General features: G+C 71.4%; 13 protein-coding genes. 6 read left to right on the top strand and 7 right to left on the bottom strand.

What is annotated here, in order from left to right; translation table 11 throughout:
• Positions 1-1282: hypothetical protein (locus E1293_RS48060; RefSeq protein WP_165978594.1), on the top strand; the 1282-nt coding region annotated here is incomplete at its 5' end.
• Between the two features lie 4 nt (positions 1283-1286).
• Here the strand turns inward: E1293_RS48060 and E1293_RS39215 are convergent.
• Entirely contained in the window at positions 1287-1853 is a 567-nt protein-coding gene (locus E1293_RS39215; protein ID WP_132203912.1) for a PadR family transcriptional regulator, read from the bottom strand.
• A gap of 141 nt (positions 1854-1994) precedes the next feature.
• On the opposite strand from E1293_RS39215, the gene E1293_RS39220 reads away from it, so the two are divergent.
• Positions 1995-2405 carry a nuclear transport factor 2 family protein gene (locus E1293_RS39220; RefSeq protein WP_132203914.1) on the top strand — a complete coding sequence of 137 codons (411 nt, stop codon included), beginning with the start codon at positions 1995-1997 and terminating at the stop codon, positions 2403-2405.
• A 34-nt stretch (positions 2406-2439) separates the two neighbouring features.
• Here E1293_RS39220 and E1293_RS39225 read toward each other — a convergent pair whose 3' ends face one another.
• Complete coding sequence (locus tag E1293_RS39225; RefSeq protein ID WP_132203916.1) at positions 2440-3147, bottom strand: SDR family NAD(P)-dependent oxidoreductase; 708 nt, start codon at positions 3145-3147, stop codon at positions 2440-2442.
• A 101-nt stretch (positions 3148-3248) separates the two neighbouring features.
• On the opposite strand from E1293_RS39225, the gene E1293_RS39230 reads away from it, so the two are divergent.
• Both E1293_RS39230 and E1293_RS39235 read left to right on the top strand, forming a co-directional pair.
• On the top strand, positions 3249-4088 hold the full coding sequence (locus tag E1293_RS39230; protein WP_132203918.1) for a helix-turn-helix transcriptional regulator: 840 nt from the start codon (positions 3249-3251) through the stop codon (positions 4086-4088).
• A 24-nt stretch (positions 4089-4112) separates the two neighbouring features.
• A complete protein-coding gene (locus E1293_RS39235; protein WP_132203920.1) occupies positions 4113-4535 on the top strand; it encodes an MmcQ/YjbR family DNA-binding protein in 423 nt (140 codons plus the stop codon).
• A 35-nt stretch (positions 4536-4570) separates the two neighbouring features.
• Here the strand turns inward: E1293_RS39235 and E1293_RS39240 are convergent, their stop codons facing one another.
• From E1293_RS39240 to E1293_RS39250, 3 genes are all read right to left on the bottom strand, one after another.
• Positions 4571-5374 carry an SAM-dependent methyltransferase gene (locus E1293_RS39240; RefSeq protein ID WP_243717224.1) on the bottom strand — a complete coding sequence of 268 codons (804 nt, stop codon included), beginning with the start codon at positions 5372-5374 and terminating at the stop codon, positions 4571-4573.
• Between the two features lie 80 nt (positions 5375-5454).
• Complete coding sequence (locus tag E1293_RS39245) at positions 5455-6453, bottom strand: RNA polymerase subunit sigma-70 (RefSeq protein WP_132203922.1); 999 nt, start codon at positions 6451-6453, stop codon at positions 5455-5457.
• Between the two features lie 98 nt (positions 6454-6551).
• Positions 6552-7007, bottom strand: a complete 456-nt coding sequence (locus E1293_RS39250) for a MarR family winged helix-turn-helix transcriptional regulator (RefSeq protein ID WP_132203924.1) — start codon at positions 7005-7007, stop codon at positions 6552-6554.
• An 89-nt stretch (positions 7008-7096) separates the two neighbouring features.
• Here E1293_RS39250 and E1293_RS39255 point away from each other — a divergent pair, with 89 nt between their 5' ends.
• Entirely contained in the window at positions 7097-7480 is a 384-nt protein-coding gene (locus E1293_RS39255; protein WP_165978595.1) for a nuclear transport factor 2 family protein, read from the top strand.
• 43 nt (positions 7481-7523) lie between these two features.
• On the opposite strand, the gene E1293_RS39260 is transcribed toward E1293_RS39255, so the two are convergent.
• Complete coding sequence (locus tag E1293_RS39260) at positions 7524-8312, bottom strand: SDR family NAD(P)-dependent oxidoreductase (RefSeq protein WP_132203928.1); 789 nt, start codon at positions 8310-8312, stop codon at positions 7524-7526.
• A 76-nt stretch (positions 8313-8388) separates the two neighbouring features.
• Positions 8389-9162: an alpha/beta fold hydrolase gene (locus E1293_RS39265; RefSeq protein WP_132203930.1), complete on the bottom strand. Its 774-nt coding sequence runs from the start codon at positions 9160-9162 to the stop codon at positions 8389-8391.
• Between the two features lie 142 nt (positions 9163-9304).
• Here E1293_RS39265 and E1293_RS39270 point away from each other — a divergent pair, with 142 nt between their 5' ends.
• A complete protein-coding gene (locus tag E1293_RS39270; RefSeq protein ID WP_132203932.1) occupies positions 9305-10159 on the top strand; it encodes a helix-turn-helix transcriptional regulator in 855 nt (284 codons plus the stop codon).
• Positions 10160-10255: the final 96 nt, after the last annotated feature.

The raw sequence follows: 10255 nt of genomic DNA on the forward strand, positions 1-10255 counted from the left end.
GGCCGTGGCCGTGCTCGCCGGGTCGGGGTCGTCCGGGGTCGGGTTCGCGCTGCACATGGCGATCTCGGTGCTGGTCGGCGCCGGGTTCGGGCTGCTGGCGGTGCGGCAGCGGATCCGGTCGAGCGAGCTGGTGTTCTGGGGGCTGGCCTACGGGGTCTTCTGGTGGTTCCTGGGGACGCTGACCCTGCTGCCGCTGCTGACCGGCGCGCCGCTGACATGGAGCCTGGCGAGCGCGCAGGCGGCCGTGCCGAGCCTGCTCGGCCACCTGTACTACGGCGCGGTCACCGCGGTCGGATTCGTCCTGCTCCATCCGGACGGCCGGTTCGCCGTCCGGGAGCATCTGCGCCCGGAGGCGCTGCTCCGCGGGCTGATCGCGGCCGGGATCGTCGTGACGTTCGGTGCCGGGACGCGCCTGGGCTGGCCGGCCGTCGTCTGCATGGGGGCCGCCTACCCGGTGCTGTTCAGCGGACGCGCCGAGGGGACGGGCCCGGCGCTCGTCCGCGGCACGGCCTACGGTTTCCTGTGGTGGGTCGTGGCCGGCCTGACCGTGGCGCCGCTGGTCGAGGACGGTGCGCTCGGCTGGTCACAGCCGGAGGTGGCGGAGGCGACGACCCGGCTGCCGCCGTACCTGCTGGCGGGCGCGGGCATCGCGGCCGTCTTCGGCTGGCTCGGCTCGCTCGCGCGCGGCCTGTTCGTGGACGACGTCCGGCTGCTCCACCACGAGGTCGGGACGCGCGGGCTGAGGGCGGTCGGCTATGGCGCGCTGGCGGGGCTCGCCGGCGGCGTCCTGTTCGGGCTGCTGTGGGGGACCGTGGACGCGCTGCCGGCCGTGGCCCGGCTCGTCGGGGCGCGCGGCGCCGTGGCCGGGTGGGTCGTCCATCTGGTGATCGCGCAGCTCATCGGGGTGTCCTACGCGCTGCTGTTCCGCGGGCGCGGCTACGACCTCGTGTCCGGCGTCGGCTGGGGGCTTTCGTACGGTTTCTTCTGGTGGGTGCTCGGCGCGCTGACGCTGCTGCCCGTCCTGCTGGGCCAGCCGCCGAGGTGGAGCGCCGGTGCCATCGCGGCGGCCTTCGCCAGCCTCGTCGGGCATCTCGCCTACGGCGCGGCGCTGGGTGCCGTCTACGCCTGGCTGGAGCATCGCGAGAACCCGTGGTGGGTCGCGCGCAGCGAGGTCGAGGCGGTCCGTGCCACCGCCCGCCGCGAGCAGGTCCTCGGTTCGGCTCCCGCGCTGTGGACGCTGACCGTCCTGATCGCCTTGGCCGTCCCTGTCATGGTGGCGTGAGGCCCTATTCGGCGTGGACGCGGGATCGGCGGTCGAGGATGGCCAGGGTGTCCTCACACCAGCGGAGGTTCTCGCGCTCGAACGCGAGGCCGCGCATGAGGGTGAGGTAGGGGCCGATGCGGTCGGCGGTGGCGAGGTGCTCCTCTTCGGTGCGTCCGCCCAGGAAGTGGGCCCGAATCCGCTCGAAGCGCGCGATTTTGGATTCGGCCCAGGACTTGCGCTCCCGGAGGGCGTTCATGACGGCCTCGACGTCGCCTGCGTCCACCGCCTGGACCTGCACCATCAGCTCTTCACGCATGGCGCCGGGGCGAGGCGGGGCGGCGGTGAACTCGTAGAGGGCGCGGTGTCCGGCTTCGGTGAGGGAGAACAGGCGCTTGTTGGGGCGGCGTTCCTGCTCGACGACGCGCGCCTGGATCAGGCCCTGCGCGGCCATCTTCTCCAGTTCGCGGTAGAGCTGCTGGGGCGTGGCCATCCAGAAGTTGGCGACCCCGGCGTCGAAGCTCTTGGACAGGTCGTAACCGGACGCCTCTCCCTCCAGAAGCGTGGCCAGGACGGCGTTCCGCAGCGACATGGCCACGAGCGTAGCGACCTTTCACGGTCGTCCGGGCCACGCGGTTGTGTGTCGGACGCCACGGTCCTGGACGGCCGCCTCCCGCTACTCTTAGTGTCATTGACACTTAATCAACAATTTGCATATGAAGGAGGTGCGGGGATGCATCCGTTCCGGCGCGCGGTCGAGGCCGGGGACACCTCGGCGATCGAGGGCCTGCTGGCCGACGACGCGGTGTTCACCAGCCCGGTGGTGTTCAAGCCCTACCAGGGGAAGGCGATCACCGCGGCGATCGTGCGCGGTGCCGCGCGCGTGTTCGAGGACGTCCGCTACGTCCGCGAGATCGTCAGCGCGGACGGCCGCGACCACGCCCTCATCTTCCGGGCGGAGATCAACGGCCGCCAGGTGCAGGGATGCGACTTCCTCCACCTCGACGAGGACGGACTGATCGACGACCTCACCGTCATGGTGCGCCCGCTGACGGCCGCCAACGCGCTGGCCGAGGCGATGGGCGCCCAGTTCGACCGGATCGAGCGCGAGGCCCTCGGCGCCCCGGTGGCGGAGGCGCAGTAGAGCACCGTCCGCCCCCGGGGCCGCGCGGGCAGTGTCACCAGGGGATGGGGCCGTTCGCGTACAGATAGCCTCCGGTCGGGCCGTCGGGGCCGATCAGCGCCATCCGGACGATGATCTCCGCGCCCTCCTCGACGGTCTGGGTGCCGGTGTTGCCGTTCAGGTCGGTCTTGGTGAAACCGGGCTCCACCGCGTTGATCCGCATGTCCGGGAACGCCTTGGCGAACTGCACGGTGACCATGTTGACCGCGGCCTTCGACGCCGGATACGCGACGCCCGGGTAGTCGTAGGCAGGCGTCCCCTCGGTGCTGACGACGGTCAGCGAGCCCAGGCCGCTGCTGAGGTTCACCACGACGGGGGCCGTGGAGCGCCTCAGCAGCGGCAGGAACGCATGGGTGACGCGCACGATGCCGAAGACGTTCGTCTCGAAGACCGTCCGCATCACGTCGGCGGTCACGTCCGCGGCGCCGACGATGCCGTTGTGCTCTGCCCGCTCCTCGATACCGGCGTTGTTGACCAGTACGTCGAGGCCGCCGGCGGCCTCGATGGTCTTCACCGCGGCGGCGACGGACGCGTCGTCGGTGACGTCGAGGACGACCGTCTCAGCACCGAGCCGTGCGGCGGCCGCCCGCCCGCGCTCGGCGTCCCGGCTCCCGACATAGACGGTGTGGCCGGCCTCGACGAGCCGGCGGGCGGTCTCGAACCCGAGTCCCTTGTTCGCTCCGGTGATCAGTGTTGTCGTCATGTCCCCACCCTGCGTCCGGGCGGAGCGGGCGAACAGCGGTCCCATGTTCCTGGGACCACCGGTACCAGGCGGCCGGCGCGGGCGGTGGGCAGACTGGAGGCATGGTGACGGGCGAGTTCGGCGCCGCGGTGCGCCGCTGGCGCGACCGGGTCTCCCCCGCGGCGGCCGGGCTGCCCGCCGGCGGGCACCGGCGCGCGGCCGGACTGCGCCGCGAGGAACTGGCCATGCTCGCCGGGATCTCCGTCGACTACGTCACCCGCCTGGAGCAGGGCCGCGCCGCGAACCCGTCCGCGCAGGTCGTCGAGGCCCTGGTGAGGGCGCTGCGGCTGTCGCCGGACGAGCGGGCGCACCTGTTCGGGCTGGCCGGGCTGGCGCCTCCGGGCGCGGACACGATACCGGCGTACATCACGCCGAGCGTTCAGCGCATGCTGGACCGGCTGGCCGGGACGCCGGTCGCGGTGTACGACGCGTCCTGGACGCTGCTCACGGCCAACCAGCCGTACGCGGCGCTGATGGGGGACCCGTCCGGATGGCGCGGACACGAACGCAACGGCGTGTGGCGCAACTTCACCGGATCCGGCGGCCGGGTCCGGCAGACCGCGGAGGCCCGGCGCGCGTTCGAGGCCGCGCTGGTCGCCGACCTGCGCTGGACCGCCGGCCGCTACCCGGCCGACCGGCGGCTGCTCCGCCTGGTCGCCGACCTGCGCGACGCCAGCGGCCGGTTCGCCGAGCTGTGGGACTCCGGAGCGGTCGGCCACCACGAGGTGGCCCGCAAGACCATCGACCACCCCCGCGTGGGCCCGCTCATGCTGGACTGCGACATCTTGACGGTGACGGGCTGCGACCTGCGCATCATGGTCTACACGGCCGAGCCCGGCACCGAGGACGCCGAACGTCTCGCACTGCTCTCCGTCCTCGGAACCCAGACGCTCGCTGGTTAGCGCCCCTTCGCCTACGCTGCGGGTATGCGCGGACAGGACCGCCCCGCCCGGGTCGAGGACGTGCACGAACTCGCCCTGGGCATGCCGCATGTCACGGTCGAGCACGCGTCCGGCGGCAACCCCGTCTACCAGGTCGGCGGCAAGTCGTTCGTGTTCTTCCGCAACCCCCGCCCGGACGCGGTCGACCCGGTGACGGGCGAGCGCCTCCCGGACGTGATCGTGTTCTGGGTGCCGTCCGAGTCCGACAAGCAGGCCCTGGTGCAGGACGAGGCGTCGCCGTTCTTCACCACGCCGCATTTCAACGGCCACAGCTCAGTGCTGCTGCGAGGCGGCCGGATCGGTGAACTCACGCTGCGGGAACTGACCGAGGTCGTCCAGGACGCATGGCTGTCCCGCGCATCCCGCCGCCGCGCCGAAACCTGGCTGAGCGACCACCCTCCAAAGTGAGGGCTTCCCCCGCCGACCTTGCGGTCAGGCGTCGCTCACTTCTTGAGGGCGATTCCCCCGTGAATGGTGACCTCGGCGTCGTCGAGAGCGGACGACTCCTGGTCGGGGTGCCAGCGATGGACGGCCACGACACCCGGGTCGAGGATCTCCAGCCCGGAGAAGAAGGACTCCACCTCGGGCTTGGTGCGCGCCACCGTCGGGATGCCGTGGGCGTTGTAGGCGGCCACGCCCGCGGCGACCACGTCGGGGTTGTTGTCGAACGTGGTCGTGGACAGCGCCAGGATGCTGCCCGGAGCCAGCGGTTCCAGGAGGCGATCGAGGATCCGCCTCACATCGTTGTCGTCGATGATGAAATGCAGGATCGCGATCAGGCTCAGCGCGACGGGCCGCTCCAGGTCCAGGTAGTCGCGCAACTGCCCGGAATCCAGAATCGCGTCAGGGTCCATGAAATCGGCGTCCAGATAGCCCGTCCTGCCCTCGGCGGTGCTGGTGAGCAGGGCCCGCGCGTGGACGAGCACGATCGGATCGTTGTCGACGTACACGATCCGCGACTCGGGCGCGACGCCCTGCACCACCTCGTGCAGGTTCGGGGAGGTGGGAAGCCCGGTACCGATGTCGAGGAACTGCCTGATGCCGTGCTCGGCGGCGACATGCCGGGCCATCCGCGCCATGAACTTCCGGTTGGCCCGCATGGACGTCGGGAGGTTGGGCCAGTCCCCGACGATGTCCGCCGACGCGGCCCGATCAGCAGGGAAGTTGTCCTTGCCACCGAGAAGATAGTCATAAATCCGGGCCGAATGCGGGATATCGGTCTGCAGATCCAGGTCGCGGTCGGTCACGTCGATCCCCTGACGGTCGGTAGATGATCTAGCTTAGGCGTTTCCTCCCTTTAGGGAAGGGCATTGGCCATTACCGACAACTACGGCATGCCGTCCGCCGGCAGGCGCTCTGGCAGCCCGAGCCGCGGGAACCGGTCGTCGTGGAACGTGATGATCTCGGTGATCGCCCCGCCGGTGACGCGCAGGACGTCGATCGTCAGCGGCAGGTACGCGCCCTCGCAGTCCCGCCATTGGTAGAAGGCGACGGCGGGCTGCCGATTCACGAAGGTGGGGACGCCGCGCAGGCCCTCCATGCCCTCGAAGCCGTCCTCGACCCAGCCGTTCACCACCGTGTCGCGGCCGGCGTACAGGCCCGGCGTGGGCGGCATCGAGCACCGGACGTCGTCGCGCAGCAGTGCGGCGAGCCCGTCGACGTCCGTGGCCACGCTGGCGTCGGTGTAGCGGCGCACCAGTTCGCGCGTCCCGGCGTCCTCCTCGCCGCCGGTCCAGTCTTGCCGCTCGGCGGGCAGGTGCTCCCGCATGCCGGCGCGGGCCCGCTGCAGCGCGCTGTTCACCGAGTTGACGGAGTCTCCGAGGAGCTCGGCGACGTCCTTCGCCGGCCAGCCGAGCACGTCCCGCAGGATCAGGACGGCCCGCGTGCGCGGCACGAGGTGCTGGACCGCGACCAGGTACGCCAGCTCGATCGTCTCCCGCGCGACGGCGACGGTCTCCGGCTCGTCCGCGTCGCCCGCGGGCAGTTCGTCGAGCAGCCGGTCCGGGTAGGGCTGCAGCCACAGCACCTCGCCGCCGGTCGCGGGCTCCGGACGGCACTTGGCGAGCAGGTCGAGGCAGGCGTTGGTGGCGATCCGGTACAGCCAGGCCCGGAACGTCGACCGCCCCTCGAAGGTCTCCCGCCGACGCCAGGCGCGCAGGAACGTCTCCTGCACGGTGTCCTCGGCGTCTTCGAACGACCCGAGCATCCGGTAGCAGTGCACGTGCAGCTCCCGCCGGTGCCGCTCCGCCAGCCCCGAGAACGCCGGCTCATCGACCTCGCCCAGCCCGCTCACGCCCAGGTCCTCCAGCCGCGTGTCCGCACCCATCACGTCACCCTTCCCTCTTGTCGTGTCCGTCATAGGTGTGACGGGTGCGGACGCGAGAACTCATCACCAGGGCGTTGAGCGTCGGGCCGCGCCAGTGGTCAGCCGGCGCGGCGGTGGTGGTCGGCGAGGCGGGTCAGCAGGGCGGTGAGCTGGGTGCGTTCGTCTTCGGTGAGCGGGCCGAGGAGGTCGTCCTGGATGCCGGCGAGGACCTTGTCCAGTTCTCGCAGGTGGCGGGAGCCGTCCGGGGTGAGCGTGATGACGTTGCGGCGCCGGTCGGACGGGTCGGGGGAGCGCTCGACCAGGTTCTTGGCGGCGAGTTCGTTGACGGCGGCGACGACGTCGCTGCGGTCGATGCCCGTCCGGCGGCCGAGGTCGGCCTGGCTGGACGGGCCGTACTCGTCCAGGGCGGCGAGCAGCCGGAAATGGTAGCCGCGGGCGCCGGCGGCGGCGAACCCCTCGGCGACCAGGCGGTGGCTGTGCGCGGAGACCTGGTTGATCAGCCAGCTCGCGGCGTGCCGGAGGCGCGCGGGGGTTTGGGCGTCGGCCGTCATCATGCGGATCAGTCTACGGGGCTGTTGGGTCGGCCAACGATCGAGTAATGTTGGGTATACCAACATTGGATTAACCAATGAACGGAGTGGTCATGAACGACCGTGCCGAACTGTCCGAGCTGATCAGCCGCCTGGGGCGGTGGCTGGACGACAAGAGCCCTGACGAGGGGCGGGCCCTGTTCGTCGAGGGCGCGGAGGCGCACACGCTGGGCGGCGTCGCGAAGGGTGTCGACGCGATCGTCGAGCAGGCGCGCAAGAACCACAAGGTCCCGACCCAGCACTTCATCACCGATCCGCTCGTCGACGTCGACGGAGACCGTGCCACGGTCGGCGCGAACCTGCTGGTCGTCTTCGCGAACGAGGGCGGACCGCGCCTGCTGGGCGAACGGTACGAGCTGCGGGCCGCCCGGACGGCGGATGGCTGGCGCATCGCGCGAGTGCAGGCCCGTTCGGTCTGGGAGGTCGCGAAGGTCTGAGATCACGCCCTCGCATCCGGCGTCCAGGCGGGCTTCCGCCGATTCAGGGTGAGGTGAGTTGTTCGGAGAGGTCGTGCAAGCGCGCGCGGGCCTCGGCGTCGTACGCCTGGGCGTCGGCATGGGCTTCCTGGAGGCCGTTGAAGAAGCGGCCGGAAACGTCGTCCAGTGCCGGGTCGGTGACCAGGCGGTGCGTCGCGCGGACGCCCTCCTCCAGGGTGCTGATCGGCGAGGGGACCATCTTGGTGGGCATGTAGGTGGCCGGGTGCAGGGCGTTCGCGGTGACGCCCGTCCCGGCCAGTTCATCGGCGAGGTCGATCGTGAAGAGGACTTGGGCGAGCTTGCTCTGGCAGTACGCCCGCGTCCCGCTGTAGCCGCGGGTGATCATGACGTCGTCGAAGTCGATCGCCTGCTGGCCGAGGCTGCTCACATTGACGATCCGCGCCGGCGCCGACGAGACGAGCGTCGGGAGCAGCAGCCGGGTGAGCAGGTAGCCGGACAGGTAGTTCACCTGGAACGTCAGCTCGTGGCCGTCGGCGCTCTCCTGCCGTGGGCCGGTGGTGCCGATGCCCGCGTTGTTGACGAGCACGTCCAGGCGCGGATGGTCGGCGCGGACGGCCTCGGCCAGCGCGCGGGCCTCGGCGAGGGACGACAGGTCGGCGCGGTACCAGGAGGCACGGCCGCCGATCTCCTGGAGGGTCGCCTTGCCGCGCCGGTCGTCCCGTCCGTGGACGAGGACCGTGGCGCCTTCGGCGGCGAGTTCGGCGGCCAGGGCGCGACCGAGCCCGTCGGTCGCGCCCGTGATGAGAATGGTCTGCTGGTCGATGGGACGCATGTTCCCCATGGTGCTCGACGCGTCCACACGTTAACCAGGGCTCGCCCAGCCTGGTACCCGGGATGACAGGCTTCGCCTAGGGCCGGTGCAGGAAATCCTGGACGAGTTTGGTGAACTCGTCGGGCCGCTCTGCCATCGCCACATGGCCGGTGTCGAGTTCGGCGTATTCGCTGCCGCCGATGGCCTCGGACAGCTCCCGGTGGTTCTCGACGGGGATCGTCTGGTCGTGGGTCGCCCCGATCACCAGGGCGGGCGCCTCGATCCGGGGCAGCAGCGACCGGATGTCGAGCCGCCGGACGAGGTCGATCTGGCGCAGGACGCCGTCCGTCGGGCGCATGAACGCGACGGCCTGCTCGACCGCCTCGTGCCCGATCCGGTTGAGGAACGGGCGGCTGTAGGCGGTGAGCGTGGCGAAACGTCCGAAACTCTCGGGGTCGTCCAGCCTCCGCCATGTGGTCATGTACTGCTGGACGTACTCATCGCCCGCGTGGGTCAGGCCCGCGACGGGCACCAGGCGCCGGACGAGGTCCGGGCGCAGCGCCGCCGCGGCGGCGACGGTGGGTGCGCCGAGCGAGAACCCGACCACGTCGGCCGGGCCGGTACCGGAGTCCTCGATCACCGCGTTGACCTGCGCGGCGAGGCCCTCGACGGTGATCGGGGAGCCGTCGTCCTCGGCCGGGTCGCTGCCGGCGAGGTCGGGCAGGACGACGGTGCGGTGATCGGTGAAGCGGTCGAGCAGCGCGTCCCACATGATCGAGCCGGGCCCGACGCCGTGCACCAGGACGAGCGCGGGGCCCGCGCCCTCGACGCGGTAGGAGATGCGGGCGTTTCCAACGGTGAGCTTCGGCATGGCCGGCCGTCCTCTCGGTTGCTGCGGACGTTGTCGACGCTGCCAGCGCCCGGCGGCGATGAGGAGCGGACCGCTTTGGCTAGGACAACCGATCCCAGCCTCCGCCCTACGGACATTCCGGACGGAGCGGAATCATGGGGGTATGGAGATGGACCGCACGGAGCTCGCCGACTTCCTCCGCCGCTCCCGCGAGCGGCTCCGGCCGCAGGAGGTCGGCCTGACGGCGGGCCCGCGGCGCCGGACGCCGGGGCTGCGCCGCGAGGAGGTGTCGCAGCTCGCCGGGATGTCCGCGGACTACTACATGCGGCTTGAACAGGCCCGCAGCCCGCAGCCGTCCACGCAACTGCTCGGCGCCCTGGCCCGTGCGCTGCGGCTGACGCTGGACGAGCGCGACCATCTCTACGTCCTCGCCGGGCACCGCCCGCCGGCCGGGCCGTACGCGGGCGAGCACGTCCGGCCGAGCCTGCTGTACCTGCTGGACCGGCTGCAGGAGACCCCGGCGCAGATCATCGGTGACCTCGGCGACCTGCTCGCCCAGAACGCGCTGGCGGAGGCGCTTTTCGGCTGCGTCTGCACCGTCGAGGGGCCAGACCGGAACATCGTGTGGCGGTGGTTCACCGACCCGTTCGTCCGGGAGGCGTATCCGGAGGACGAGCACGAGCAGCACGCCCGGCAGCACGTCGCCCACCTGCGTGCGGCCGTCGCCCGCCGCGGCAACGACGAGGCGGCGTCCGCCCTGGTCGGACGGCTGCACGCGGCCAGCGCGGAGTTCACCCGGCTATGGGACCGGCACGAGGTCGCCGTCCACCGCGCCGGCCGGCTGAGGGTCGTGCACCCCGAGGTCGGGCCCATCGAGTTCGACATGGAGGCCCTGCTGACGCCCGCCGAGGACCAGCGCCTCTTCGTCTTCACCCCGCCGCCCGGCACCGGCGCCATCGAGTCCCTGGAACTCCTGCGCGTCATCGGCCCCGAAACCGCCCACCGCAGCCACATCTGACGCCGCTCTCAGCGGATGGTGAGACGCCACAGGGAGGTCGTTTCGGCGGCGCGGGCCGTGTGGAGGGGGTCGTCGGGATCGGTGGCACGTGGGTGG

It is taken from the genome of Actinomadura darangshiensis (assembly GCF_004349235.1).
Taxonomy (GTDB): Bacteria; Actinomycetota; Actinomycetes; order Streptosporangiales; family Streptosporangiaceae; genus Spirillospora; species Spirillospora darangshiensis.